The sequence below is a fragment of the Rhodomicrobium udaipurense JA643 genome (assembly GCF_000636015.1).
Taxonomy (GTDB): Bacteria; Pseudomonadota; Alphaproteobacteria; order Rhizobiales; family Rhodomicrobiaceae; genus Rhodomicrobium; species Rhodomicrobium udaipurense.
Map to the genome: position 1 here is coordinate 1 of NZ_JFZJ01000043.1, position 26,179 is coordinate 26,179.

Consider the following 26,179-nt stretch of genomic DNA (forward strand, 5'->3'; position numbering starts at 1 on the left):
GGCCGATCAGCGGATCGTAGACGGGCTTGTACTGCGCGGGATAGGTGATCTGAAGGTTGAGGATCAGATCATTGTCGCGCACGAGCAGGTATTTCTCGTAATAGACCGTCTCGCCGCGAAGGCCCGAAAGCACCAGCGTCTTCGCATCAGCGAAGCGATAGGTCAGGCCGGAATAATCGTCATTGCCGCGCACGAACGCTTCGTGTTGCTCGATGGTGAGCGGGTTCTCGTCAAGCGCGTTCCAGGAGCCGTAGGCGAGGATGGCCGCGCCGTCCTTCGCCTCGAAGCGGCTGCCGTCCGAGTTCTCGGATGTATCGGCGGCCGCGAACCAGCCGGGATACTCGAACGAGAAGTCGAAACGTGGATTGTGATAAGCCTTCCAGTCGTCCGCCCGCGCCGCGCCCGAAGCCACAGTCGCCGCCGCCGCCGCCAGCCCTGTCAGAACCGCGCGCCTGTTGACGTGGTCCATGCTCTTGATCCCCGTTTGATTGCACTCATGTCTTGCACCGGTAACGTGCCGCCAGTCCGATGGCGCGGCAACCAAAAGCTAATCAGCGGTGGCGCGAAATCCGGCCGCAGGGCGTCTGCTGTGGAAGCCAGCGGCGGATAAACAGCCGCCCCGGCGACAACGCCTCAAATATGAATCACCCGCCCGTAGGCGTCGAACACGCTTTCCAGCATCGTCTCCGATAGCGTCGGGTGCGGGAACACCGTCTCCATAAGCTCCGCCTCGGTCGTCTCCAGCGTCTTCGCCACGCCGAAGCCCTGAATGAGTTCCGTCACCTCCGCGCCCACCATATGCGCGCCGAGAAGCTCGCCCGTCTTCGCATCGAAGATCGTCTTCACAAGCCCTTCCGGTTCGCCGAGCGCGATGGCCTTGCCGTTGCCCTGGTAGGGGAAGCGGCCCACCTTGATCTCGCGGCCGTCCTTCTTCGCCATCGCCTCGGTGATGCCGATGCTCGCCACCTGCGGATGCGAATAGGTGCAGCCCGGAATGTTGCGCACATTCAGCGGATGCGGGTTGCGGCCCGCGATCTTCTCGACGCAGATGATGCCCTCGTGGCTCGCCTTGTGCGCAAGCCAAGGCGGCCCGGCAACATCGCCGATGGCGTACACACCCGCCGCGCTGGTGCGGGAGAACTCATCCACCACGATATGCGTGCGATCCGTCTTGATGCCCAGCTCTTCGAGCCTGATGTTCTCGACGTTCCCGACGATGCCCGCCGCCACGATGACGCGGTCGAACTCGGCGATTTGCGTCTTGCCGTCCTTCAGCGCGAGCGTGGCCTTCACGCTGTCCTTGCCTTTTTCGAGCATGTCCACCTTCGCGCCCGTGTGGATCGTCATGCCCTGCTTCTCGAAGCTCTTGCGGGCGAGAGCGGAAATCTCGTCGTCCTCGAAGGGCAAAATCTTGTCGACGATCTCGACGACCGTCACCTTCACGCCGAGCGCGTTGTAAAAGCTTGCGAACTCGATGCCGATAGCGCCGGAGCCGACGACGAGCAGCGATTTCGGCAAGCTCGGCGGCACCATCGCTTCCTTGTAGGTCCACACGAGCTTGCCGTCCGGCTCAAGCCCCGGCAGCACGCGGGCGCGCGCGCCCGTCGCGATAATGATGTGCTTCGCTTCGACATCGGCGAGTGGCTTGCCGTCCTTGCCCGCCACCGCGACGACGCCCTTGGCCTTCAGCCGCGCGGTGCCGTCGATCACCGTGACCTTGTGCTTCTTCAGGAGGTACGCGACGCCCGAGGCGAGCTTGTTCGCAACCGCCCGCGACCGCGCCACGATCTTGCCGAGGTCGAAGCTGAGCCCCTCGGCCTTGATGCCGAACTCCGCGCCGTGCTGCGCAAGACGCAACACCTCCGCCGTGCGCAACAGCGCCTTGGTCGGGATGCAGCCCCAGTTGAGGCAGATGCCGCCGAGGTGCTCGCGCTCGATCACCACCGTCTTGAGCCCGAGTTGCGCCGCGCGGATCGCCGCCACATAGCCGCCCGGTCCGCCGCCGATCACCGCGACATCGTATGCTTCCGCCATCTGTCCCTCGAAACCTGTGTCGTTGAGTGCCGGCGCCTGGCTTACGCCAGCATCGTCACCGGCTCCTCGATGTAGCCCTTGAACGCCTGAAGCAGCCTTGCGCCGAGCGCGCCATCCACCACGCGGTGATCGCAGGAAAGCGTGCAGCCCATGGTCGTGGCGACGACGATCTGGTTGCCCTTCACCACCGCGCGTTTCTCGCCGCGCCCCACCGCGAGGATCGTCGCGTGCGGCGGGTTGATGACCGCATCGAAATTGTCCACGCCGAACATGCCGAGGTTCGAAACCGCGGTCGTCCCGCCCTGATATTCATGCGGCGCGAGGCGGCGCTTGCGGGCGCGCTCGGCGAGATCCTTCACCTCGTTCGAGATGTCGGCGAGCGACTTCTTCTCGACGCCGCGGATCACGGGCGTAAACAGGCCGCCTTCCACCGCGACCGCAACGCCGACATCGCTCGCCTTGTGCAGGAGGATACCGCGCTCGGTGAACGTCGCGTTCGCATCCGGCACGCGCTGCAGCGCAAGACCGAGCGCCTTGACGATGAAGTCGTTGACGGAAACCTTGAACGCGCCCGGCTGGCCGTCCTTCGGCGAGCGCATGTTGATGCGCTGGCGCGCTTCGAGCAGCGTGTCGATCTCGCATTCGACGAACAGGCGGAAATGCGGGATCGTCTGCGTCGCCTGGGTGAGGCGCATGGCGATGGTCTTGCGCATGTTGTCGAGCGGGCGAAGCTCATAGGTGCCCTTCTCGTACATAGCGATGATCTGGTCGTCCGGGATCGCGGCGGCGAGGCGCTGCGGCACAAGCGCGCCACCGGTCTGCGCGGGCGCGGCGGCTGCGGCGGGCTTCGCGGCGCCGAACGCTTTCGCCTCCTCGACATCGTGTTTCACGATGCGGCCATGCGGGCCGGTGCCCTTCACGGCGGCGAGGTCTAGCCCTGCGTCCTTCGCGATGCGGCGCGCGAGCGGAGAAGCGAAGACGCGGCCGCCATCATGGCCGTTATGGCCGTTGGCCTGCGGGGCGGCGGCGGGTGCGCCGTTCGCCTTCTCGACTTTCACCGGCTCCGCGTCCTGAGCAGCCTTCGCGGGCGCGGGCTGCGGCGGCTCCGCGCCATAGCTCTTGAGCGCGGCAGCGTCCTCGCCTTCGCCCAGTAGCAGCGCGATCGGCGTGTTCACCGCGACACCTTCAGTGCCCTCGGCGACCATGATCTTGCCGATGGTGCCTTCGTCCACCGCCTCGACTTCCATCGTGGCCTTGTCGGTTTCGATCTCGGCGATGGCGTCGCCCGAAGCGACCTTATCGCCCTCTTTCTTCAGCCATTTCGCGAGCTTGCCCTGCTCCATGGTGGGCGAAAGGGCGGGCATCAGGATCGGTGTCGGCATGGCTTTATCCCTGAAGCGCGGGGCAGCGGACGTGCCCGCGAAAAATAGATTCAGAAACCTAAGAAGCAGCATCGCCCGCGTCGATCACGATCTGGGCCGCGCGGCGGCCCATCGGCTGGGTCGTCTCGCCTCGCGCGAGCTTCGCCGCAGCGATGGCCTCGATCTCGTCGTCGATGTCTTCGATAAGCGTCTTGCGGTCGACCGGACGGTCGGCGGGCATGCGATAGCGTGTGTTGAGATAGGCGTCCGTCACGATCACGAAATAGTCCGTGCCCGCAGCCTCGAAATCCGCCGCGTGGCCGTCGCCATATCGTGTCCATGGGGAGCGCTTCTGCATCGCGCGTCAGCTCCGGTAGCAGACGGCCTTCACGGCCTCGACAACCTTCTGGGCGTTCGGCAGCGCGAGCTTTTCGAGGTTCGCCGCGTAGGGCATCGGCACGTCCTCGCCGGAAACCTTGGTCGGCGGCGCGTCGAGATAATCGAACGCCTTCGCCACCACCTGCGCCACGATCTCGGAGCCGACGGAGCACACGGGCCAAGCCTCTTCCACGGTCACGATGCGGTTCGTCTTGCGGACGGAGGCGAGCACGGTGTCGATGTCGAGCGGGCGAAGCGTGCGGAGGTCGATAACTTCGGCGTCGATGCCCTCGGCCTCAAGCTGCTTCGCCGCATCGAGCGCGTAGACCATGCCGCGCGACCACGAGACGATGGTGACGTCCTTGCCGGGCCGCGCGATCTTCGCCTTGCCGATGGGCACGAGCCAGTCGTCGCCCTTGGGCACAGGCCCGGCTATGCCGTAGAGGATTTCGTTTTCGAGGAACACAACCGGGTTCGGGTCGCGGATCGCGGCCTTGAGCAGACCCTTCGCGTCGGCGGCGGTGGACGGGGCGATGACCTTGAGCCCCGGCACATGTGCGTACCACGCGGAATATTCCTGGCTGTGCTGCGCGCCGACGCGGGCAGCCGCGCCGTTCGGCCCACGAAACACGATGGGGCAATCGATCTGCCCGCCGGACATATAATGCGTCTTCGCCGCCGAGTTGATGATGTGGTCGATGGCCTGCATTGCGAAGTTGAACGTCATGAATTCGACGATGGGGCGCAGGCCCGCAAACGCCGCGCCGACGCCAAGCCCCGCGAAGCCCGCTTCCGTGATCGGCGTATCCACCACGCGGCGCGCGCCGAACTCGTCGAGAAGCCCCTGCGTGATCTTGTACGCGCCCTGATATTCGGCCACTTCCTCGCCCATGACGAACACGTCGCCATCGCGGCGCATTTCCTCGGCCATGGCGTCGCGGAGCGCCTCGCGCATGGTGGTCTGCACGAGTTCCGTGCCTTCGGGGATTTCCGACGCGGCGTCCCAGGCGGCGGGCGCAGCATCCTCGCGCGTCTCCTTCACACGTACATCGACGGGTGCGCGCGCAGCTTCTCCGCCGCCGGTCGCGGCTTCGGCCGGAGCATGTGCGCCGTTCGTCTTGCCTGCGCCGTTGAGCGATGCGCCCGCTTCCTCGCCCTCCGCCAGGATGATCGCGATGGGCGTGTTGACCTTCACGCCCTCGGTGCCGGCGGGAACGAGGATCTTGCCGATCTTGCCCTCGTCCACCGCTTCGACTTCCATCGTGGCCTTGTCGGTCTCGATTTCCGCGATCACATCGCCTGAGCGCACATCGTCGCCCTCGGCCTTGACCCATTTCGCGAGTTTGCCCTCCTCCATCGTGGGGGAGAGAGCGGGCATCAATACCTGCGTCGCCATATCAGAGCGCCTTCAAATTGGAATGGGGCAGAGGATGACGCCCTGTGCTGCTTTGCCGATCGTTGTTCGTCATCGCTTGACCCCATTCGTTCGTATGGCGGGAGGGACGCTTCGCATCGGGGGCTGATAGCCCCTCCGTTTAGCGTTTTCCTCCCGAAAAAAGCGTCGGCTCCGTGAGACTCGCCGTCAAGGCCTCGAAGTTGCGGGTATCGCCGCCGTCTTTGTCCTCGACCGGAAGCTTGTAAAGAGAGAAGACGTAAGCGCCACCTTTGTCGCGCGGGACGGCGAAGTAGCGGACTTCCGTGTTCCCGTTCTTGTCGACGCAGTAGGTATTCATCTGCATGAAATAGCCTTTTTCCACGGGGCCTTTCGTGGAGGCGAACTTGCCTTTGCATGCTTGGGAATCGCGCGAGATCAAAGCGCCGGCCAGAGCCTGGTAGTCGTAGTCGAGACCGACCGGGAGCACGTTGAGAGCCCCGAAGAGGCTGGCAGCGACCCAAGCCGCGTCCGTATCGGGAGCAAGCCTGGCGCGTTCTTCCTCGGAAAGGATGCGGTATTCACCCTTGAGCGCAATTGCGAGGAAATTCGCGACGACTGTGACGGCTTCCGCCTTGTAAGCCTGCGCGGCGGCTTTCTCGGCCCGAGGCGCCGTCGCTTTTGCCGTGCCGTTCACCTGAAGCGTCCCAGCTTCCCGGCCGAAGGGATTTGATGTCGTCCCGCGCCCGCGTGCGCCATAGCGCATGACACATCTGAGCCCCGCCGTGAGAGCCTGATGCGAACTCGCGAGGGAGAACGGAATGCGGACACCCGCATAAGTTTTGATGACAAGAGTATTTCCGCGCCGGAAGCGGTTGAAAAGCGCTTCTGTCTCATCGAGAGGAACCGCGATCATTTTCGTTTGCAGCGCCGCACCGCTAACGGAGTTCGGCAATTCGCCATCGATCGCATAGGACAGGCTGTAGACACTGCCTTTTGGCAGTGACCAGCGCGAATTCTGCAGGGTCATCGCCCACTTGTATTCGGAGGTGACGACGAAAGACAGGATATGGCCGTTAACATAAGGAGCCGCGACAATGCACCCTGAGAACGTGTTGGTGGCATCGTCGACCGCCGCATAAATATGCCAGGCGCCCTCGCGCCCCTCAAGAATGGCATCAGCCGCAGCAGGCTTCGAGACGGCGGCCGCGCAGAGTGCAATGACGACAATAGAAAGGAAACGCATGAGATTACCTCTTTATGAAGAGTGCTTTTCCAATCGGGCAAAATTTTACGCCCGAGGGAAGCGATTCTCTCATACTCTCACGACATCCGTATAAAGCTCGGCCACGTCAGGCTCGGGATCGGTCTGCGCGAATTCCGCCGCCTCGTTCACGATCGCGCGGATTTCCTTGTCGATGGCCTTGAGGTCGTCCTCGGTCGCGCGGCCGGACGCGATCAGACGCTGCCGCACCATCTCGATAGGGTCGTGCTCGTGACGCATCTTGTCGACCTCCTCCTTCGAGCGATATTTCGCCGGGTCGGACATGGAATGGCCGCGATAGCGGTAGGTCAGCATTTCGAGGATGTAAGGCCCCTTGCCGGACCGCGCCCAGTCGACCGCCTCTTCGCCCGCCTCCTTGACCGCGCGTACGTCCATGCCGTCGACCTGCCTGCCGGGGATGTTGAAGCTCGCGCCGCGTTGCGACAGGTTTGTCAGGGCCGACGCGCGGTTGATGCTCGTGCCCATGCCGTACTTGTTGTTCTCGACGACATAGACGACCGGCAGCTTCCAGAGTTCCGCCATGTTGAAGGCTTCGTAGACCTGACCCTGGTTGGCCGCGCCATCGCCGTAATAGGTGAGCGAGACATTGCCGTTGCCGCGATACTTGTTCGCGAAGGCGAGGCCCGTGCCGAGTGGCACCTGCGCGCCGACGATGCCGTGTCCGCCGAAGAAATTCTTTTCCACAGAAAACATGTGCATCGAGCCGCCCTTGCCGCGGGAATACCCGCCGCGCCGCCCGGTCAACTCCGCCATGACGCCTTTCGGGTCCATGCCGCAGACGAGCATATGGCCGTGATCGCGATAGGCGGTGATGACCTGATCGCCCTCGCGGACGGCCATCTGCATGCCGACGACGACCGCCTCCTGCCCGATGTAGAGGTGACAGAAGCCGCCGATCTGGCCCATGCCGTAGAGTTGCCCCGCCTTCTCCTCGAAGCGGCGGATGAGGAGCATCTCGCGATAGGCGTGCAATTCCTCGTCGCGTGACAATTCCGGCGGATTGCCTTTTGGCGATGTGCCGTTGGAAAGATCGTCGAACATGATGCGCCTCATCTTCAGGAGAATGCGCGGCTGAGCGAGGTGCGCTGATTCGCCCCGCAGTCACCTTGTTAGATACGGGTTTTGCGAGGCGCGCGCCACCCGGTTATCTCGCACAAGCGAAGGTTATCGGGCGGTATTCTCGGCGTTTACGATCACAATATCGGCAGGTCGCGCGAGATCGAGAAGCGCGCGAGCCTGCTCGTCGAGAAGATCGGAATGCGTGGACGCCTTCGGGCCGAGAAGGTCCGCGTCGCGTTCAAGGCGGGCGCGCTCCCGCTTCAGCGCCGTGAGATCCCGGTTGAGATCGGTGATCTTCGCCCGCAGAAGCTCGTTCGCGATGAGACCGTGCGGGCCGCGTACGGCGTCGGCAGCGACATAGGCGATCAGCGACAGGAAGATCGCCAGCAGGCCGAATTGCCGCAGAAACTTCCCATTTCGTCCCTGTGTCATGGTCCCTCCATCTTCCGGGCCCCAATATGATCGAGCGCAAATACGAAACCGTTAATACTGTTGCGGCGGCAGATTGCCGGTGCGTCGCCCGGCCGCAGCGTGGATGCCTAATCTTTGTTAAAATAGAAGCGGTTAGTCGACAAAGTTAGGGGAAACTTAACGCGCAAACTTTAATCGAATTATATGGGCGCTCCGCCCTCGGCGAGCCCTTCCGAAGGGAGAAATGGACATGTCTGACAGCACTTCGCGGAAATTGGCATTCCTTATTGCCGGTCTTCTCGTGTTGGGAATTTGGCTCAAAGCCCAGGAACAGAAGAAGACGCATGTCGCCGCGACGCCATCGGCAGCGACGATCGGCGTTTCCGCCACTCAGCCGCAGCTCGCCGCTGGGGTTAAGTCCGTGGCCATCCCTGTCGAAAAATGTGCGCTGACGCTGACGAATGGCGGCACCTACGCGCTCGCCACGCCAACCGCATGCCCCGGCGTCACAATCGCGTCGGTGAAGCTCGGCGTCTCCGAAAAACCTTGCTCGGAAAGCAAGGAGTCGGACTTCCAGAGCGTGAGCAGCAGCACCTACTACAAGGGCGAGTTCGGCTTCTATCTCGGAAAGAGCAACCCGCGCCGTTGCCTCGTCGTGCGGGAAATTCTGGGCGCGATCTAAGGCTGTCAGCGATTACAGGCGAGAGGCCGCGAGGAGTCCGCGGCTTTGCTCGCGTTGCGGCGAGCAGGAAAGCACTCGCAGAGCGCTAAGGTATCCCGCAGCGCGTGAGAGACAAGTGGTCGAACTTCGCCAACTGCGCGGCGCTTGCATGAGCGGCGTTGGTTGGCTCAAGCGGGGAAGAGGCGGTGGTCAGGGCTGCGCGGCGGCGCGCCGCTCGAAGGGAATGACGTTGCGTTCGGACGGACGAACGAGAGGGACAATTCCCTTCGCCATATTTGCGCGATCCGCACCCTCGACATGCCAGAAAATTTCGGCGTTGAATTGATAGGCGTAAGCCTCGCCGTCGCTCATGCGAACGCGATGCATTCCGTGATGTGAGCGCGCCATCCGGATGGCCGCTTCAAGCGCCTTTATCTGATCTTCATTCAGGAAATCCGCGTACACGGCTCCCGCCTCCCTCGATGACCGAGCAAACCCTCAACTCCCTTAATGGTTTTGGTCATAACCTGCCTAACAGTTCCATACAAGCAGCGTCGTTGATATTTGCCACGTGAAACGACGCGGCGAGTATTGTGCACAAGTTTGTCGATATTACGAACAATTGTAACTTTCTTTCGTCCTTCCACAATTTCGCCCAAAATGCGCGGATTTTTGGACTGCGTTAACGAATGTTAACGCGACGACATCATCGACAGCAAGAAAAGAGAGACCGATCCCCGATGAAGCGATTTGTCCTGCCCATTCTCCTCGCCGCCCTGCCGGTCGCAGCCGCCGACGCTGGTGAAGAAGCGCTCATTGGCCCGGCCCTTCATAGCGCGGTCTCGGGAAAGACCGTCTATATAAGCACGCCCATGGGCGAGGTGCCGATCCGCTATGCCGCAAACGGGCAGGTGAGCGGGCGCACGGAACTCGCTCTTCTCGATGGCGAAACCACAACCAAGGACAGCGGTCGCTGGTGGGTCGCCGATAGCAAGCTTTGCATCCGCTGGAACCGCTGGATGTCGGGCGAAACGCATTGCTTCACCATGAAGCGCGTCTCGCCGACCGAGGTCCACTGGCGTCGCGACGACGGCAAGAGCGGCAGGGCGCGGCTGGGGTAAAGCCCTCTACAGCGCCTGACCCTCAAGGCACCCTTGGAGCGATCGTCTAGGCGGCGCGGCGCTCGTGCCTGCCCTCGCGCACCTCTTCGATGATCTTCGCTGAAAACGCGTCGAGATCGGACGGCTGACGGCTTGTAATCACGCCGTTATCCGTCACCACGGCCTCGTCGACGAACTCCGCGCCCGCATTGGTGAGGTCGGTGCGGATCGTCTGGTATCCCGTCGCGCGCTTGCCGTTGATGATGCCCGTCTCGATCAGGAGCCACGGCGCGTGGCAGACGGCTGCGACGGTCTTGCCTTCGGTATAGAAGTCCTTGATGAAGGAAAGCGCCTGCTCATTGCCGCGCAACAGATCGGGGTTGATCTGCCCGCCCGGCAGCACGATCGCGTCGTAGTCGCTGGCGTGCGCATCAGCCAGCGGGCGATCCACCTTGACCGGGTTGCCCCAGTCCTTGCCGATCCAGCCTCGAATCTCACCGGTCTCCGGCGAGATCACTTCAACTGTTGCACCCGCCTCGCGAAGCTTTCTCTGCGGCACTTCGAGCTCGGATTGCTCGAAACCGTTCGTCGCGAGGATCGCGATTTTCTTGCCCTGAATGTCGGCCATCTTGTCCTCCTTATCCACGGCGCGGGAGCGAACCGGGCGAAGGCCGCGTTTGGTACGGCGCACCCGCATTTCCTGTGGAGCGGCCCGCGTCGAGCAGTGCGTGTTGAATGGCGAACGGTCCGGCGCGCAGGCTGTTCCAGGCGAGTGCTCTGCGATAAGAGGCCGAAACGGCGGCTTACCCCGGCGAAAGCTGCCAGCTTCCGACAAGCTTCGGCGTGAGCAGCCCGGTGATGCGCTTCAACTCGCAACCTCCACCATCCAGCCGCGCCCCGGCTCGCGCAAATGCACCGGCAGGCGGGGAACTGGCGCAGGCTCGCTCATCGCGACGCCGCAGACGTTTCCGCGCGCTCCCGAAGCGCCCCCAGCCGTTCGAGCGAGGTCACGCCCGCGTCTTCGATCCCGCACGGCACGATGCCCGCGTAATGCGAGAGGTCTGGCCGCACGTTGATCGCCGTGCCGTGGAACGTCACCCAGCGGCGCACGCGAACACCGATGGCCGCGATCTTGTCCTCGCGGGCGCCATCGCGCACCCAGACGCCCGGCCGGTCGTCGCGTGCCGCTCCCTCCACATTGTAATCCGCGAGCGCCGCGATCACCCAGTCTTCGAGGTGGCGCACATGGCGGCGCACGTCGCGCCCGCGCCGGTTCAGGTCGAGGAGCACATACGCGACGAGCTGGCCCGGCCCATGATAGGTATATTGCCCGCCGCGCCCCGCCGCGTGGACCGGGAAGCGCGCTCCGTCAAGCAGATCGGCCGCCTTCGCGCTGGTGCCTGCCGTGTAAAGCGGCGGATGTTCGAGGAACCAGACGAGTTCCGGCGCGTCGCCCGCAAGGATGGCCGCCGCGCGATCCTCCATCGCGGACACTGCCGCCTCATAAGGCACGAGGTCGGCGCTCGTTCGCCACTCGACGCCCGTCAAATCGCCGAGCGCCTCACGGTGTGCCACGAGCTTTTCTGCGAAAGCGGCGACCGCCTGATCCACGTATTTTTATCTCCCACTTATCGAGGACCTTTACCGAAGCGTAACGCCTCCGCGCCATACTGCAACTGTCTCGCGTTGCTGCGGGGCTTTGGGGCGGTTGTCCCGCGTTCGCCCCTCAAAAGCCCCGCAGCCGACGAGAACACTCCCGAACTCCGAACAAGCGCCAGTCTTGCGGTAACATCGCATCAAGGCTTTCAAAAAATCCCCAAGCCGCGCACAGGCGAAGGGTTCGAGTTCGCTCCGCGCCTTAATCATTCGCTCAGAGGTTGGCCGTCTCATGGACGGCAATCGTTCAGTTGAACGCAAACCAGCGAGTGAAGTCATGCGTAAATCGCTTCTGCTTTTAGGCGCGGCATCGGCCGTCGCCCTAACATTTGCGTGGCCTATGCACGTCGACGCGAAAACCATCCGGGCCTGCGAGACCGAATGGCGGGCGAACAAGGACACCCTTCAGGCAACCGGCAAGAAGAAAACCGAATTCATGACGGAGTGCCGTGCCCAGACGGCTACGGCGAAACCCGCTCCGAACGCCGCGACTCCGCCCGCCGCAGCCGCGCCACCTGCCCTCGCGCCGCAGAGACGCTCCGAAGCACCCGTGAATCCGGATACATCCGCGAATACGCCCAGTTCCAACCGTGGGCCGCAGGTTCTCGCCGCCGATGGCCAGTTCCCGACCGAGGCTGCCGCCAGGGCGCATTGTCCGCGCGAGATGGTCGTGTGGGCCAATACCCAATCGAAGGTGTATCACTTCCCCGGTTCAAGGACATACGGGAAGACTAGGAAGGGCGCCTTCATGTGCGAAAGCGAAACCGCGCCCGCCGGCATCCGCGTGGCGAAGAACGAAAAGCGCCCGCCAATCCGGTAAGCTACGTTTTCGTCAGCAATCCGCCTTTTCGAGCCGCGCGCTTTCGTCGCAATTCACCAGAACCGAAGCGCGCGTTTCCCTTGTGTGCAATGCGGTACCTCCTACAAAATATTACAATTTGCCTTCCGCATGACGCGCAAAATTACCAGCCATGCGCTTGCCTCATGATTTTTATCAAATCCCACCCAAAGCCGCGATGATACGATCCGTTCGATACAGGAGCGGACTTTTTCCGCGTCATTTTTTACGTGATACCAACAGGTTCGCTTCGGGGGCACGACAGTTATTCAGGCTGCGGGCCCCGGTCTGGTTGACGTTTTTCAACCTCTCGAACACGATTACAAGGGAGCATTTGAGGTGGCACCATCGGCCCATCAGCCGGAACTCAAGATCGTCCCCATCGAAGCCGGGACAAGCTTGAGAACATTAGCATACGATGCCCTCAGGCTCGCCATCACGCAGATGGACATCTACGGTCAGATCGAGCCGATTCGTCTGGACGAGAGGCAACTTTCCCAAAAGCTCGGCGTCAGCCGGACACCCATCCGCGAGGCGCTGACGCTCCTTGAACAGGAAGGCTTCGTGCGAGCCGTGCCCCGCCGCGGCATTTATGTCGTGCGCAAGTCGAGGCGCGAGATCTGCGAGATGATCGTTGTCGCCGCCGCCCTTGAAAGCCTCGCGGCCCGCCTCGCCGCACAGAAGGCGACAGAAGACCAGCTCAAGAAGCTTTCCGAGCGTTTCGAGAAGTTCAGCAACGAAACCTCGTCCGAGCTTCTGAACCCGTTTTCGCAGGCAAACCTCGACTTTCATCGAAAGATCCTCGCGCTCGGCGGCTGCGAACTGATCCGGAAGACGACCGAAAACCTTTTCGCACATATCCGCGCGATCCGAACGATCTGCGTCACTCATGAAGAGCGGCCGGGCCACGTCGTCGCCCTCTACAAGGACATCGTGGAAGCGATCAGCCAGCGAGACGGCGACAAGGCCGAAAGGCTCGTCCGCGACTACACGCTCGACCTCGCCGCCTATGTTGAAAAGCACGGCCTTTTCGCCGAGTAGCGCGGCCACGCCATCGTAGGCGCATGTCGGGCGGCAAAATTCGCCGTGAACGGAAAAGCGCGTGGGGCGTTATGCGGATGGCCGCATGGCCATCCTGAAAGAGAAAGCGCTCCCATGACCGGAACTTATACTGTTGGCGTTTTTGTCGGAAGCTTGCGCAAGGACTCGCTGAATCTCAAGCTTGCCAAGGCGCTCGTCGAACTTGCACCGTCCGAATTCAAGTTCGAGTTCGTCGATATCGCACCTCTACCCCACTACAATGAAGACGAGGATGCCGATCCGCCAGCCGCGTGGAAGGAATTCCGCGAGAAGGTCAAGCCGCTCGACGCCCTTTTGTTCGTCACGCCCGAATATAATCGCTCCGTGCCGGGCGTGTTGAAGAACGCGCTCGATGTCGGGTCGCGGCCGTACGGCCAGAGCGCGTGGGAGGGCAAGCCCGCAGCCGTCGTGAGCGCCTCGCCCGGAGGTATCGGCGGCTTCGGCGCGAACCATCATTTGCGGCAATCGCTCGTGTTTCTGAACGTCCCCGCCATGCAGCAACCCGAAGCCTATATTGGCGGCGCGAACAAGCTGTTCGACGAAAACGGGCAGATCGCGAACGACGGCACGCGGAAATTCCTGCACGGATTCATGGATGCCTTCGCGCACTGGGTCGAGCTTCACGCGAAGAGGGTATAATCGCGCCTCGCTTGTCCGCCAAACGAGGAACCTTGGACCTCCGCAAACATTCCTCGCCTGAAGGACAACAAAATCGGAGACTTCATGACCACGCTTTATTATGCGCCGGGCGCGTGTTCGCTCGCCCCTCACATCGTGCTGGAATGGATCGGGAAGCCCTACGAGGAAAAGCGCGTCGGCTATCAGTCGCCGGAACTGCTCGCGGTCAACCCGGCAGGCGCAGTCCCCGTTCTCGACGATGACGGCTTTGTTCTGACACAGGCCGGCGCGATCCTTCACTACCTCGCTCGCAAACACCCGGAAGCGCATCTCGACGGTGGCGAGGGGTTGCGCGCCTCGGCCGAACTTGATCGCTGGTCATCGTTCTTCACCGGCGACTTGCACCCCTCGTTCTTCCCGATTTTCATGCCCTACCGCTACACGAAGGACAAATCGGACGCGGCACAGGAAGCTGTGCGGGACGCGGGCCGCGACCTCGTTCGCAAGCGCCTCAAAAGCCTGAACGACCATCTCGAAAGCCGCGAGTGGATTCTGGACGGCGGCCGGTCGGTGATCGACGCCTACGCGTTTCCCATGATCCGCTGGGCCAAGGGCATGCTGCCCGAGGGTATCGGCGCATATCCGAACCTCGAAGCCCTGCATGACCGGATCGCGTCGGACGAGAAGGTGAAGGCGGTTCTCGCCCGCGAAGCTGCCGAAAACTGACACCGCCGTTCCACGGATCTGTCGTCGCGACGCGCTCGACGGCGGGAATGATCGCCGATTGTTCACAAGAAGGCGCGTCCTCGTAAGCATTTAAAAGCCACGAACACGGTGCTATATAGGAAAGAAGACAGGTAACGCCGCAACGAGGCTTGGACGCGACAATGGATCAACCCTTAAGTCAGAAGGAAAAGGCGCGCCTTCATGTGAGCCTCGCCCTGCCTAATGGCGGCAGCCTCGACGAGGAAGACATCGCGCTCATCGAAACCGTGCAGAAGTGCCGTTCGATCCTCGGCGCGAGCAAGCTGATGGGCATTTCCTATCGCAAGACGTGGCTGATGACGGACGCGTTGAACCGCACCTTCGAGACGCGCGTCATCGACACGTTTCCGGGCCGTCGCGGCGGCGGCGCCGAGGTGACGCCCTTCGGCGAGCGCATCGTCGCGGTGTTCCGCTCGGTCGAGCGCCGCTCCGCGCGCGCCGCAACCGCGACGCTCGAAGAGCTTACGTCGTCTCTGGATTGGGCGTTCGAGACTGCAACGTCGGGCGCGGCTCGGGAAGAGACTCAGGATTTACGTTCATCTGCGTGATGGCGATGGTCTTGATCATCGCCCACGCCTTGAGGCCGGGTTCGAGCGCCAGCCGCTCAACCGATTCCCATGTGACGAGCGAATGCAGATTGCAGACGCCGAGATCGAACGTCACCCGCGCATAGGGCGCGTCGAGATATTCCACCTCAACGATAGTTCCGGGCAGCCGGTTGGTGATCGACACGTCCATCGGACGCGACAAGGCGATGGAAACGTCGCTCGCATCGATCTCGACCGCGACACCCGTGCCCGGCTCCGCCTCGACGCGTGGCACGCGCAGCTCGAACGCCCCGAGAAACAGCGTCGTCACGCCGGTCTTGACGTTATGATGATGCACCCGCGCTTCGAGCGTGGTGGAAAGCTTGAACCTGTTTTTCGGCGCGCTGTCGGTCGGCAAAGGGATGTTCCCTGATCGAGTCGTCTGGTTGGTCGGTTTTGCAACACGGGATGCGATACAGCGCTTTGCAAAAAACATGCAAGCCTCGCGCCATGGCATCGGCCCGCATACGCGGGAGCGCCAAGCGGCACTGCGTTCTATCATGAATTGAATGAATGGTGGGCACGACAGGGATTGAACCTGTGACCCTTCGCGTGTGAAGCGAATGCTCTACCGCTGAGCTACGTGCCCGCGCCGCCATAAGCGAGCGAGGAACCTTTATTACCAATGCAGGCCCCGCAATCAAGAGACTTCGGCGAAGTTTTCCTATTTTTCCTGTCCGGCGTTCTTCGACCGGCGTTTCCGAGCGACGAACAGGAGCTTTTTTGCACAATTCGCGGCAAAAGGGGGATGGTGTTCTCCCTCCGATCTCCGGCGCAATATTATTTTCCCGATAACGCTCATACCCGCCAAACTGCGCACTTATTTTCCCAATAATGCGCATTTATCCTTGAGAAGTTTTCAAAGATCGCCAAACTCTGGCCCAAGGCGAGCGGGTTCCGCTGGCCCCGCGGCGGGCTGCGCCGCTCACTTATCAGGGTCGGGGAAACGAGAATGGCACATCCTCATCAGCAGAAGCTCAAGATCAGTGGATCGGTGGTCATTACCGCGAACCGCCTTGCCGATGGCGTTGTGATCCACCGCACGAGTGAAGGGCAGTGGTCGGAAAATCTCGCGGGCGCGCAAATCCTCCTGACGGCCGACGAAGCGCTCGCCGCGCTGAAGGCCGCGCAGGCCGATGGGCTCATTGCGGTCGGCCCCTATGTCGCTCGCGTCGAGGCCACGCCTACCGCCAAGCCAGGCAATCTGCGCGAGAAAATTCGCACCGAAGGCCCTACATTCCCGCTTCCCTCCGATGCACCCGTTGCCTACCTTCCCAATGAAGTCGGCAAGGTGGCGGCTTAGAGCATGATCCGCAAAAGCCGGACGCCGGTTTTGCGATAAAGATCAAGCTCAACCAAGAACTTGGAGCGCGCTTTTGATTTATCGAAAGCGATAACGCTCTGGAAATTCGGAGACCGTTCCGCGATGTATGTTTATGACGAATTCGACCGCACGTTCATCGCGGAGCGTGCCGCTCAGTTCCGCGATCAGGTGGCGCGACGTCTTTCGGGCGAAGTGACCGAAGACGAATTCAAGCCGCTACGGCTCATGAACGGCGTCTATCTTCAGCTTCACGCCTATATGCTGCGCATCGCGATCCCGTACGGCACGCTGTCCTCGAACCAGCTTCGCAAGATCGCCGAGATCGGCCGCGTCTATGACAGGGGCTACGGCCATTTCACGACGCGGCAGAACATCCAGTTCAACTGGATCAAGCTTTCCGATATGCCGGACGTGCTCGTGAGCCTCGCCGAGGCCGGGCTGCACGCCATCCAGACGTCGGGCAATTGCATTCGCAACATCACGACCGACCAGTGGGCTGGCGTCGCGCCCGACGAGATCGAAGACCCGCGCTTCTGGGCGGAAGTGCTGCGGCAATGGTCCTCGCTACACCCCGAATTCACCTTCCTGCCGCGCAAGTTCAAGATCGCGATCACGGCCGCCCCGCATGACCGCGCGGCGATCAAGGTGCACGATGTCGGCTTGCGCCTCGTGCGCAACGACGCGGGCGAAGTCGGCTTCCAGGTGCTGGTTGGCGGCGGCCTCGGCCGCTCGCCCTTCATCGGCAAGCTTCTGCGCGACTTCCTGCCGAAAGAGCACCTCATCAGCTATCTTGAGGCGATCCTTCGCACCTACAACGCCCACGGCCGCCGCGACAACATCTACAAGGCGCGCATCAAGATCCTCGTCCATGAAATCGGGGTCGAGAAGCTGAAGGCCGATGTCGAAAAGGAATGGGAGCGCATTCGCGACGGCTATCTGAAGCTCGACGACGCTTTCCTCGCCGACATCCGGTCGCGCTTCATCTATCCCGCATACGAGACGCTCGAAGACGAGCCCGAGGGGCTGAAGCGGGCGCTCGCCGCCGACGCGCGTTTCGCCACCTGGCACAGAAACTCGGTCGCGCCGCACAAGGCGCCGGGATACGGCATCGTCACCGTGTCGCTGAAGCCTATCGGCAAGCCGCCGGGAGATGCGACCTCTGGCCAGCTCGACGCGCTCGCAGACCTCGCGGACACCTACAGCGCGGGCGAGATCCGCGTCGGCCATGAGCAGAACCTCGTGCTGCCGCATGTGCGCCAGCAAGACCTTTACGCCCTCTGGCAGAAGCTCGACGCGGCGGGTCTCGCAACACCGAACGTGAACCTCATCTCGGACTCGATCACCTGCCCCGGCCTCGACTATTGCAGCCTTGCCAACGCGCGCTCGATCCCGATCGCGACCGCCATCGCGGAGCGTTTCGCCGACCACGACAAGGCGCGCTCGGTCGGCCGTCTGCATCTGAACATCTCGGGCTGCATCAACGCCTGCGGTCATCACCACGTCGGCCATATCGGCATTCTCGGCGTGGAGAAGAACGACCGCGAATTCTACCAGATCACGCTTGGCGGCAAGGCGGACGAGGATGCGCGGTTCGGCGATCTGCTCGGCCCGGCCATCCCCTATGAGGAGGTGGTGGACACCATCGAGCGCATCGTTAACCGCTATCTCGACCTTCGGCAGAGTGAAACCGAACTCTTCGTCGACACAGTGAAACGCCTCGGCGTCGAGCCATTCAAGGAAGCGCTTCATGCCGTACATTAAAAAGGGCGAGATCGCGGACGATCCCTATGTCCGCCTCGGCGGAGACGAGCCGGTGCCCACCGACGTGCCGGTCATCGTTCCGCTCGAATGGCTGCTCGCGCAAACGCCGCAGTCGCTGGAGGGCCGCAACGTGCCGCTCGGCGTAGCGCTGCCGAACGACAAGCCGGAGAGCCTGCTCGAACCATACCTTCCGCGCCTGTCGCTGATTGCGCTCGACTTTCCCATCTACCGCGACGGCCGCGCCTTCACGCAAGCGCGGCGGCTGCGCGAGGCCTACGGCTTCACGGGCGAAATCCGCGCCGAGGGGGACGTGTTGCGCGACCAGTTTCTTTTCATGGTGCGTTCCGGCTTCGACGCGTTCGAAGTCAAGAAAGATAAAGACGCGAAGGCCTTCGCTGAGGCGCTTCAGGAATTTTCGGGCTTCTACCAGCCAGCGGGCGCAGGCGACGCGCATTTTCGGTTTCGCTTCGCTCCGCCGTTTTCTCCGGCAATGAAAGAGGGTGAAAGCGATGCCTGAGGCGTTTCTCTCTTACGTCCGGCTCGGTTCAAGGGGGATATGCGTCCGCGTGCCCCGCCGGGCGTCGTGTGGAAGCCCCAGCTGAGGCGCGAACGCGCGCAGCCCGGGGGGAAGACCAGCGCGAGCTGGCGCATTGCAGAAGCATCGCATTCGAAACTCGAAATTTGGAGATTTTCATGCTCAGACGGACAGTTCTGGCACTGGCGGCGGCTACGCTGATCGGCGCGCCTGCTTACGCTCTCGATTCATTGCTCAACGTTTCCTACGATCCGACGCGCGAATTCTACTCCGAGTTCAACAAGGCGTTCGTCGCCAAGTGGAAAGCCGACAAGGGCGAGACCCTCGAAATCAAGGCGAGCCATGGCGGCTCCGGCAAGCAGGCCCGCGCCGTGATCGACGGCATCGCGGCCGACGTCGTGACGCTCGCGCTTGCCTACGACATCGACGCCATCGCCGAGAAGGGCATTCTCGCCAAGGACTGGCAGAAGAAGTTTCCCGACAATTCCGCGCCTTACACGTCCACCATCGTCTTCCTCGTCCGCAAGGGCAACCCGAAAGGCATCAAGGACTGGGACGATCTCGTGAAGCCGGGCGTCTCGATCATCACCCCGAACCCGAAGACGTCCGGCGGCGCTCGCTGGAACTACCTCGCGGCATGGGGTTACGCGCTGAAGAAGTATGGCTCGGAAGACAAGGCGAAGGAATTCGTCACGCAGATCTTCAAGCAGGTGCCGGTGCTCGACACGGGCGCGCGCGGTTCGACCGTGACCTTCGTCCAGCGCAATCAGGGCGACGTGCTCCTCGCCTGGGAGAACGAAGCGTATCTTTCGGTGAAGGAATTCGGCGACGACAAGTTCGAGATCGTCACACCGTCCCTCTCGATCCTCGCGGAACCGCCCGTCGCCATCGTCGATTCAGTCGTCGACAAGCGCGGATCGCGTGCCGCCGCCGAAGCCTATCTGAAGGCGCTTTACGCTCCGGAAGGCCAGGAACTCGCGGCGAAGAATTTCTACCGCCCGCGTTCAAAGGAAGTCGCCGACAAATATGCCGACAAGTTCTCAAAGGTGGCACTCTTCACCATCGATGACGTGTTCGGCGGCTGGCAGAAAGCCCAGAAGGCTCACTTCGGCGATGGCGGCGTCTTCGATCAGATTTACGGTCGCTAAGATTGCGGGGGGCAAGACCTCAACTCGCGTTTATAATCGGACACGGAAACAGACAAGAGTGAGCGCCTTGCCCCCCTTATCGAAAACCCTGCGCTTTCGCGAACCGAGCGTCATCCCCGGCTTCGGGCTGACGTTCGGGCTGACCGTCACCTGGCTTTCGGTGATCGTGCTGATCCCGCTGGCGGCGATGATCCTCTACGCGTCGAGGCTTGGTTTCGACCAGTTCATCGCCATCCTCACGGCTCAGCGCACACTGAACGCGCTGAAGCTTTCGTTCGGCATCGCCTTCGCGGCCGCGATCTTCAACGTGATCTTCGGCCTGATCGTCGCGTGGGCGCTGACCCGCTACGAATTCCCCGGCCGCCGCATCGCCGACGCGATCGTGGATATCCCGTTCGCCCTGCCGACTGCCGTGGCCGGCATCGCGCTCGCCACCCTCTATTCGCCGCAGGGCTGGATCGGTCAGTTTCTCGCGCCGCTCGGCATACAGGTCACGTTCACGCCGCTCGGTATTCTGGTGGCGCTGATCTTCGTCGGCATTCCCTTCGTTGTGCGGACCGTTCAGCCCGTGCTGAAGGATCTCGACCCGGAACTCGAACTCGCCGCCGCAAGCCTCGGAGCATCGCGCTGGCAGGTCATCCGCAAGGTGATCGCGCCGACGCTGCTGCCCGCGATCCTGACCGGCTTCGCTCTCGCCTTCGCCCGCGCGGTAGGGGAATACGGCTCGGTCATCTTCATCGCGGGCAATCTGCCGAACATCTCGGAAATCGCGCCCCTTCTCATCGTCATTCGCCTTGAGGAATTCCGCTATGCCGATGCAACCGCAATCGCGGTCATCATGCTCTTCGTCGCATTCATCATGCTGCTCATAATCAACCGGCTTCAGCGCTGGACAGAGGCGAGGAGCTAGGATCATGACGTTCATTGAAGCGACGACCAACCGGCAGGCTGGTTTCGGCGGCGCGGAGGAAAACTCCGGGCCGGCACGGCGAAGCGATTTCGCGGCGCGCGCGCCGAGAGGCGCCAAGGCGAATACGGAAACGCTTCCGGTCCGCATTCTTCTTGTCCTCATTGCGCTCGGATTTCTCACCCTGTTCATCGTCATCCCGCTGGTAGCGGTATTCTTGCAGGCTTTTTCAAAGGGCTGGACCGCCTATTTCTCGGCGCTTACGGACCCCGACGCCATCTCGGCCATACGCCTTACCATCATCGTGGCGGCCTGTTCCGTCGCGGTGAACCTCTTCTTCGGCCTCATCGCGGCATGGACAATCACGAAATACCGTTTCCCCGGCAAGACGTTGCTGATAACGCTGATCGACCTGCCCTTCTCGATCTCACCGGTGGTGTCGGGCCTCGTCTTCGTGCTTCTGTTCGGCTTGCAGGGCTTCTTCGGGCATTGGCTTCAGGATAACGACATCAAGATTCTGTTCGCATTTCCCGCGATCCTGCTCGCGACGATCTTCGTCACCTTCCCCTTCGTCGCGCGCGAACTGATCCCGCTCATGCAGGAACAGGGCACGACCGAAGAGGAAGCCGCGCTGTCGCTTGGCGCATCGGGGCTCACAACCTTCCTCAAGGTGACGCTGCCGAATATCAAGTGGGGGCTGCTCTACGGCATCCTGCTTTGCAACGCGCGCGCCATGGGCGAATTCGGCGCGGTGTCGGTCGTTTCGGGCCATATCCGGGGCGAGACCAATACGATGCCGCTCCACATCGAAATCCTGTATAATGAATACCAGCTCACGGCCGCTTTCGCGGTGGCGTCGTTGCTCGCGCTTCTCGCGATTGTGACGCTCGTTCTGAAAGCAGCCCTCGAACGCAAACTGGAGCGCAAGAGATGAAAATCGATGTCCGTAACCTGTCGAAGCGCTTCGGAAACTTCGTCGCCCTCAAGAACGTGGATCTCGACATCGCAAGCGGAGAGCTGCTCGCGCTGCTCGGCCCGTCGGGTTCCGGCAAGACCACGCTCCTGCGCATCATCGCGGGGCTGGACTTCGCGGATGGCGGCGAGGTCTATTTCGCCGGAGAGAACGCTGCCAACCTTAATGTGAGAAAGCGGCATGTGGGCTTCGTCTTCCAGCACTACGCCCTGTTCCGACACATGACCGTCTTCGAGAACGTGGCGTTCGGCCTTCGCGTCAGGCCCCGCCGCGAGCGAAAGCCGGAACACGAAATCGTGAAGCGCGTGAAACGGCTCCTCGAATTCGTTCATATCGAAGGGCTTGCCGAGCGCTATCCCGACCAGCTTTCGGGCGGCCAACGCCAGCGTGTGGCGCTGGCACGGGCGCTTGCGATCGAACCGAACGTGTTGTTGCTCGACGAGCCTTTCGGCGCGCTCGACGCCAAGGTGAGGAAATCGCTGCGCCGCTGGCTGCGCGACCTGCATGGCGAACTGAACGTCACTTCCGTGCTCGTCACCCACGATCAGGAGGAGGCGCTGGAAGTTGCCGACCGCATCGTCGTCATGGGCAACGGCAAGATCGAGCAGGTCGGCACGCCCGAGGAAATCTACAACGAGCCAGCGAACTCCTTCGTGTTCGACTTCATCGGCGAGTCCGTGAAACTGCCGGTGCGCATCGAAAACGGCGGAATCTGGATCGGCTCGCGACGCCTCGCCACAAACGATGAACTTCCGGGCACCGGCCCGGCCCGTCTTTTCGTCCGCCCGCACGATCTGACCTTCGGAGAGGTCTCGGAAGCGCCGCTTCAGGGTGCTGTGCGCGCCGTCCGCCGCGTCGGCGCGCTGTCCTTCGCGGACGTGCGGCTAGATTACGGCGGCGACGACCTTCTGGTGGAAGCGAGTTTGCCGCCGGAGACGTTAGTCCGCCCCGGCGACCTCGTGGGGCTGACCCCGCGGCGCTATCGCATTTACGAGGACGGAGCGGCCGAGTCGCTAACCTCGGCGGCCTTATAGGCACACGACGCGTGAGCCAGGCCGATCCCGCTCCGGCGCCGCCGCGTGCGCTTATTCGGCCGCATATCGCCCCGGCTCGGCGATAGGCTCGGCGGACTCGCGCTCTTCCAGCAGGAAGCCGCCCGACTGACGCGCCCACAGGCTCGCATAGAGCCCGCCGTTCCGGAGCAGTTCCTTGTGCGTGCCGTCCTCAACGATATGGCCCTTGTCCATCACGATGAGCCGATCCATCGCCGAGATCGTGGACAGCCGGTGCGCGATGGCGATCACGGTCTTGCCCTCCATGAGATTGTACAGCTGATCCTGAATCGCGGCTTCGACCTCGGAGTCGAGCGCCGCCGTCGCCTCGTCGAGGATCAGGATCGGCGCATCCTTCAGCAGCACGCGCGCAATCGCGATGCGCTGGCGCTGGCCACCCGATAGCTTGACGCCGCGCTCGCCTACCTGGGCCTCGTAGCCTTTGTTGCCGTGGGAATCCTGAAGATCCACGATGAAATCATGCGCATGCGCCTTCTTCGCCGCCGCCACGATATCGTCCATCGTCGCGTCAGGCCGCCCGTAGCGAATGTTGTCGGCGACGGACCGATGCATAAGCGAGGTGTCCTGCGTCACGAGGCCGATCTTGGCGCGCAGCGAGTCCTGCGTGACCTTCGAGATGTCCTGCCCGTCGATCAGGATGCGACCGGACTCGAGGTCGTGGAACCGCAGAAGGATGTTGATGAGCGTGGACTTGCCTGCGCCCGAGCGGCCGACAAGACCAACCTTCTCGCCCGGTTTGATGCGGAGCGAGAGGTCTTCGATGAGGCCCTTGCCGCGCCCGTAGTGAAACTGAACGCGCTCATAGGAAATCGCGCCCTTGTCGACCGCTAGCGGCTTCGCATCCGGCGCGTCGACGACATTCCACGGCTTCGACAGCGCGCGCATGCCCTCCTCGACCGTGCCGACATTCTCAAAGATCGTCGTGATGACCCACATGATCCATGACGACATGTTGTTGATGCGGATGGCGAGGCCCGTCGTTACCGCGATCGCGCCGAGCGTCACCGCGCCCTCGCTCCACAGCCAGAGCGAAAGCCCGGTCGTGCCCGCGATGAGAAGGCCCGTCAGCACCCACTGGCACATTTCGAAGAGCGTGATGACGCGGAGCTGAGCCTGCAACTTGTGCAGATGATCGGAGATCGCGTCCTTCGCGTAGGCTTCCTCGCTCTCCGTATGCGCGAAAAGCTTCACCGTCAGGATGTTCGCATAGCTGTCGGTGACGCGGCCCATGAGCGTGGAACGCGCCTCCGACACCGTGACCGCCATGCGGATGAGCCGCGGCACGAAATACCAGACCATGACGCCGAAGCCGACGAGCCACAGCAGCAGCGGAATGACGAGCCGCGCGTCGAGATCGAAGAAAATGACGGCGGCCGAAAGCCAGTAGATCGCGACATACCAGAGCGCATCCACCAGATCGATGGCCGATTGGCGCAGCGATTGCCCCGTCTGCATGATACGGTTGGCGATGCGGCCCGCGAAGTCGTTCTGGAAGAACGACAGGCTCTGACGGAGCGTATAGCGGTGCTGCCGCCAACGCACGAGCGCCTGCGTGTTCGCGTTGATGCTCTGATTGATGAGCAGCGAATGGATCGTAAACGCAATCGGGCGGATGACGAGCGCCACGATCGCCATGAAGATCAGCGTCCTGCCGTGGTCGTGGAAGAAGGCAGCCGGGTTCTCGGCCGCCTTGGCGAAATCGACGATCTGCCCGACGAAGGTGAACAGCGCAACCTCGATCAGCGCCGCGACCACACCCGAGATGAGGACAAGGCCGAACACCCACCAGACGCCGCCGATGTAATGCCAATAGAATGCAAGAAGCTTCTGCGGCGGCCGCGTCAGCGGGGCGGTCTTGAACGGGTCAATAAGCTTTTCAAACCAGGAAAACATGGCTTTGCTCGCGCTATGAGTTGATTTTTGCGCGGCAAGGCGAAGCTTAAGTGTTCGCGGAGGCTCGCGCCCGATCAGAAAAATTTTCTCTGTCGCATTGTTTGGGAGATTTCTTTGCTCTCGCTGTGACAACAGGAGCGCTGCTTTTACCACAGAACGATGCATTTGGGAAGCCGCCGGCAAAACGGTTCAACCTTAGCGATTACTGACGCATGCATTCACTTTATTGCGGGACCGCTGTGGAATCCCACACACCAGTCAATTTTATTTTCGCTAAAACAATATATTAAGTTGTCATATAATTATCACATCAATATGATCGTATGCAAGTATAGCGTAGTCGAGTTCAAGGTGGGACCGAACTCATGAATAGCCGCGCCTCCTGGTTCGCCGGCTCGTGTATGGTCGTGTGCCTGTTCGCCGCGTCTTCGCCTGCCCTTTGCGCTCCGGAATGCGGGCCGAGCGTCAGCGTCGAGCCCGTCAGCGCAGGGCTTTCGCGGATTACAATCGCAGCCTCCTGCTTTCCGAGTGGGCGAATCGTGCTGCGCTACGACAGCCTTACGCTCGTTCGGGCGCTCGACGAAAACGGCGCGCTCACCTTGCTTTTCGACTGTTATCTCGGCGAAAAACCTCCCCTCAAACTCACCTTTCCCGATGGCGTGGAGGTTCAGGCTCAGCTCAGGACGATCGATCTCGAACGTGTGACGAAGGTGGCGCTGCTCTGGCGCGGCCGCGCGAACCTCGATCTCCATGCGTTGGAGTACGCCTCAGATTTCAACGACGCCGGACATGTATGGCCGCGCCCGCAGGCGGAGGAGCGGCCCGGCGCGACAAGCGCGGTCACGGCTTCATGACGACCGCTCGGACGGCACGACAAGGCGCCACCGGGCTTTACGCCGATCTCGAATATCGCGTCTCCGTCTTGCGCCCGAGCGGAGGCATTTCGCGCACGCGCGGTTCCTTCGCGCCGCTCCCCTGCGGGCAACCGTCGGATCAGAGCGCCCGCTACAGTTCCAAGGCGCTGCCGCAACTCATTCTCACCCGCTGATCCAACTCGAAACGCCGACCGGCTCACCTCCCGAGGTTTTCCATGTCCAATCGAAACGCTTGTCGCGCCAGCGCATCGCTTCTGGCCCTCGCCGCGTCCTTCGCGCCCGTGAACGCGGAGGATGTCACGCTCACGCTTCGCGGCGGCGGCCTGACCGTGATCGGCGAACTTGTCGCCGCCGACTCCGCCTCCTTCGTGATCCGGTCCGACAAATTCGGCATGATGGCGCTCGAAAGCGCGAAGTTCGAGTGCACCGGGCCGTCCTGCCCGAAGCCGCTGATCCCGTCGCTCGGCATCCACGGCTCGAACACC

Annotated in this window: 30 protein-coding genes and 1 tRNA gene; 17 read left to right on the forward strand and 14 right to left on the reverse strand. The window is 62.2% G+C overall.

What is annotated here, in order from left to right; all coding sequences use genetic code 11:
- The 8 genes from T281_RS17635 to T281_RS08320 all read right to left on the reverse strand — a co-directional run.
- Nucleotides 1–469 (reverse strand): hypothetical protein (locus T281_RS17635; RefSeq protein ID WP_052037265.1); only part of this gene is annotated, 469 nt, incomplete at its 3' end.
- A gap of 164 nt (nt 470–633) precedes the next feature.
- Nucleotides 634–2,034, reverse strand: a complete 1,401-nt coding sequence (gene lpdA / locus T281_RS08290; RefSeq protein WP_037237117.1) for a dihydrolipoyl dehydrogenase — start codon at nt 2,032–2,034, stop codon at nt 634–636.
- 41 nt (nt 2,035–2,075) lie between these two features.
- Entirely contained in the window at nt 2,076–3,416 is a 1,341-nt protein-coding gene (locus T281_RS08295; protein ID WP_037237155.1) for a pyruvate dehydrogenase complex dihydrolipoamide acetyltransferase, read from the reverse strand.
- A 58-nt stretch (nt 3,417–3,474) separates the two neighbouring features.
- Nucleotides 3,475–3,753 carry a hypothetical protein gene (locus T281_RS08300; protein WP_037237118.1) on the reverse strand — a complete coding sequence of 93 codons (279 nt, stop codon included), beginning with the start codon at nt 3,751–3,753 and terminating at the stop codon, nt 3,475–3,477.
- 6 nt (nt 3,754–3,759) lie between these two features.
- Nucleotides 3,760–5,169 (reverse strand): pyruvate dehydrogenase complex E1 component subunit beta, encoded by a 1,410-nt coding sequence (locus T281_RS08305; protein WP_037237119.1) that lies wholly within the window; start codon nt 5,167–5,169, stop codon nt 3,760–3,762.
- Nucleotides 5,170–5,308: 139 nt separating this feature from the next.
- Nucleotides 5,309–6,391: a hypothetical protein gene (locus tag T281_RS08310; protein WP_037237120.1), complete on the reverse strand. Its 1,083-nt coding sequence runs from the start codon at nt 6,389–6,391 to the stop codon at nt 5,309–5,311.
- 69 nt (nt 6,392–6,460) lie between these two features.
- On the reverse strand, nt 6,461–7,471 hold the full coding sequence (gene pdhA / locus T281_RS08315) for a pyruvate dehydrogenase (acetyl-transferring) E1 component subunit alpha (RefSeq protein WP_199502497.1): 1,011 nt from the start codon (nt 7,469–7,471) through the stop codon (nt 6,461–6,463).
- A 123-nt stretch (nt 7,472–7,594) separates the two neighbouring features.
- Nucleotides 7,595–7,921: an FtsB family cell division protein gene (locus T281_RS08320; protein ID WP_052037267.1), complete on the reverse strand. Its 327-nt coding sequence runs from the start codon at nt 7,919–7,921 to the stop codon at nt 7,595–7,597.
- 229 nt (nt 7,922–8,150) lie between these two features.
- Here T281_RS08320 and T281_RS08325 point away from each other — a divergent pair, with 229 nt between their 5' ends.
- Nucleotides 8,151–8,582, forward strand: coding sequence for a hypothetical protein (locus T281_RS08325; RefSeq protein WP_155955168.1), 432 nt, complete (start codon nt 8,151–8,153; stop codon nt 8,580–8,582).
- Between the two features lie 189 nt (nt 8,583–8,771).
- Here T281_RS08325 and T281_RS08330 read toward each other — a convergent pair whose 3' ends face one another.
- Nucleotides 8,772–9,026, reverse strand: a complete 255-nt coding sequence (locus T281_RS08330; RefSeq protein WP_037237125.1) for a hypothetical protein — start codon at nt 9,024–9,026, stop codon at nt 8,772–8,774.
- A 275-nt stretch (nt 9,027–9,301) separates the two neighbouring features.
- On the opposite strand from T281_RS08330, the gene T281_RS08335 reads away from it, so the two are divergent.
- Nucleotides 9,302–9,682, forward strand: coding sequence for a hypothetical protein (locus tag T281_RS08335; RefSeq protein WP_052037268.1), 381 nt, complete (start codon nt 9,302–9,304; stop codon nt 9,680–9,682).
- Nucleotides 9,683–9,728: 46 nt separating this feature from the next.
- On the opposite strand, the gene T281_RS08340 is transcribed toward T281_RS08335, so the two are convergent.
- Both T281_RS08340 and lipB read right to left on the reverse strand, forming a co-directional pair.
- On the reverse strand, nt 9,729–10,289 hold the full coding sequence (locus T281_RS08340) for a type 1 glutamine amidotransferase domain-containing protein (RefSeq protein ID WP_037237159.1): 561 nt from the start codon (nt 10,287–10,289) through the stop codon (nt 9,729–9,731).
- Between the two features lie 317 nt (nt 10,290–10,606).
- A complete protein-coding gene (gene lipB / locus T281_RS08345; RefSeq protein WP_052037269.1) occupies nt 10,607–11,272 on the reverse strand; it encodes a lipoyl(octanoyl) transferase LipB in 666 nt (221 codons plus the stop codon).
- A 322-nt stretch (nt 11,273–11,594) separates the two neighbouring features.
- On the opposite strand from lipB, the gene T281_RS08350 reads away from it, so the two are divergent.
- From T281_RS08350 to T281_RS08370, 5 genes are all read left to right on the forward strand, one after another.
- Nucleotides 11,595–12,137: a hypothetical protein gene (locus T281_RS08350; protein ID WP_155955169.1), complete on the forward strand. Its 543-nt coding sequence runs from the start codon at nt 11,595–11,597 to the stop codon at nt 12,135–12,137.
- A gap of 357 nt (nt 12,138–12,494) precedes the next feature.
- Complete coding sequence (locus tag T281_RS08355) at nt 12,495–13,196, forward strand: GntR family transcriptional regulator (protein ID WP_037237128.1); 702 nt, start codon at nt 12,495–12,497, stop codon at nt 13,194–13,196.
- Nucleotides 13,197–13,310: 114 nt separating this feature from the next.
- On the forward strand, nt 13,311–13,874 hold the full coding sequence (locus T281_RS08360; protein ID WP_037237129.1) for an NADPH-dependent FMN reductase: 564 nt from the start codon (nt 13,311–13,313) through the stop codon (nt 13,872–13,874).
- 84 nt (nt 13,875–13,958) lie between these two features.
- Entirely contained in the window at nt 13,959–14,579 is a 621-nt protein-coding gene (locus tag T281_RS08365) for a glutathione S-transferase family protein (RefSeq protein WP_037237130.1), read from the forward strand.
- A 161-nt stretch (nt 14,580–14,740) separates the two neighbouring features.
- Nucleotides 14,741–15,166: a winged helix-turn-helix domain-containing protein gene (locus T281_RS08370; protein ID WP_037237133.1), complete on the forward strand. Its 426-nt coding sequence runs from the start codon at nt 14,741–14,743 to the stop codon at nt 15,164–15,166.
- Here the strand turns inward: T281_RS08370 and T281_RS08375 are convergent.
- Both T281_RS08375 and T281_RS08380 read right to left on the reverse strand, forming a co-directional pair.
- Complete coding sequence (locus T281_RS08375) at nt 15,081–15,563, reverse strand: TOBE domain-containing protein (RefSeq protein ID WP_245258043.1); 483 nt, start codon at nt 15,561–15,563, stop codon at nt 15,081–15,083. The two genes, T281_RS08370 and T281_RS08375, sit on opposite strands and share 86 nt — an antisense overlap.
- A 156-nt stretch (nt 15,564–15,719) precedes the next feature.
- Nucleotides 15,720–15,794 (reverse strand) — tRNA-Val (locus T281_RS08380).
- 363 nt (nt 15,795–16,157) lie between these two features.
- Here T281_RS08380 and T281_RS08385 point away from each other — a divergent pair.
- The 7 genes from T281_RS08385 to T281_RS08415 all read left to right on the forward strand — a co-directional run bounded on the left by T281_RS08385 (nt 16,158) and on the right by T281_RS08415 (nt 22,887).
- On the forward strand, nt 16,158–16,508 hold the full coding sequence (locus tag T281_RS08385; RefSeq protein ID WP_052037270.1) for a DUF2849 domain-containing protein: 351 nt from the start codon (nt 16,158–16,160) through the stop codon (nt 16,506–16,508).
- Between the two features lie 123 nt (nt 16,509–16,631).
- A complete protein-coding gene (locus T281_RS08390) occupies nt 16,632–18,290 on the forward strand; it encodes a nitrite/sulfite reductase (protein ID WP_037237135.1) in 1,659 nt (552 codons plus the stop codon).
- On the forward strand, nt 18,277–18,807 hold the full coding sequence (locus T281_RS08395) for a DUF934 domain-containing protein (protein WP_037237137.1): 531 nt from the start codon (nt 18,277–18,279) through the stop codon (nt 18,805–18,807). The genes T281_RS08390 and T281_RS08395 overlap by 14 nt, the downstream gene beginning before the upstream one ends.
- A 176-nt stretch (nt 18,808–18,983) precedes the next feature.
- A complete protein-coding gene (locus tag T281_RS08400) occupies nt 18,984–19,973 on the forward strand; it encodes a sulfate ABC transporter substrate-binding protein (protein WP_037237165.1) in 990 nt (329 codons plus the stop codon).
- Nucleotides 19,974–20,031: 58 nt separating this feature from the next.
- Nucleotides 20,032–20,883 carry a sulfate ABC transporter permease subunit CysT gene (cysT, locus tag T281_RS08405; protein WP_052037271.1) on the forward strand — a complete coding sequence of 284 codons (852 nt, stop codon included), beginning with the start codon at nt 20,032–20,034 and terminating at the stop codon, nt 20,881–20,883.
- A gap of 4 nt (nt 20,884–20,887) precedes the next feature.
- On the forward strand, nt 20,888–21,814 hold the full coding sequence (gene cysW, locus T281_RS08410) for a sulfate ABC transporter permease subunit CysW (RefSeq protein ID WP_052037272.1): 927 nt from the start codon (nt 20,888–20,890) through the stop codon (nt 21,812–21,814).
- Nucleotides 21,811–22,887, forward strand: coding sequence for a sulfate/molybdate ABC transporter ATP-binding protein (locus tag T281_RS08415; RefSeq protein WP_037237149.1), 1,077 nt, complete (start codon nt 21,811–21,813; stop codon nt 22,885–22,887). The genes cysW and T281_RS08415 overlap by 4 nt, the downstream gene beginning before the upstream one ends.
- Nucleotides 22,888–22,938: 51 nt before the next feature.
- Here the strand turns inward: T281_RS08415 and T281_RS08420 are convergent, their stop codons facing one another.
- Nucleotides 22,939–24,819: an ABC transporter ATP-binding protein gene (locus tag T281_RS08420; RefSeq protein WP_037237150.1), complete on the reverse strand. Its 1,881-nt coding sequence runs from the start codon at nt 24,817–24,819 to the stop codon at nt 22,939–22,941.
- A 365-nt stretch (nt 24,820–25,184) separates the two neighbouring features.
- On the opposite strand from T281_RS08420, the gene T281_RS08425 reads away from it, so the two are divergent.
- The 3 genes from T281_RS08425 to T281_RS08435 all read left to right on the forward strand — a co-directional run.
- Nucleotides 25,185–25,673, forward strand: a complete 489-nt coding sequence (locus tag T281_RS08425; protein WP_155955170.1) for a hypothetical protein — start codon at nt 25,185–25,187, stop codon at nt 25,671–25,673.
- Entirely contained in the window at nt 25,670–25,867 is a 198-nt protein-coding gene (locus tag T281_RS08430) for a hypothetical protein (protein WP_037237152.1), read from the forward strand. Before T281_RS08425 ends, T281_RS08430 begins: the two co-directional genes overlap by 4 nt.
- 42 nt (nt 25,868–25,909) lie before the next feature.
- Nucleotides 25,910–26,179, forward strand: a 270-nt coding sequence (locus T281_RS08435; protein WP_037237153.1) for a hypothetical protein, incomplete at its 3' end; no start/stop codon positions are given.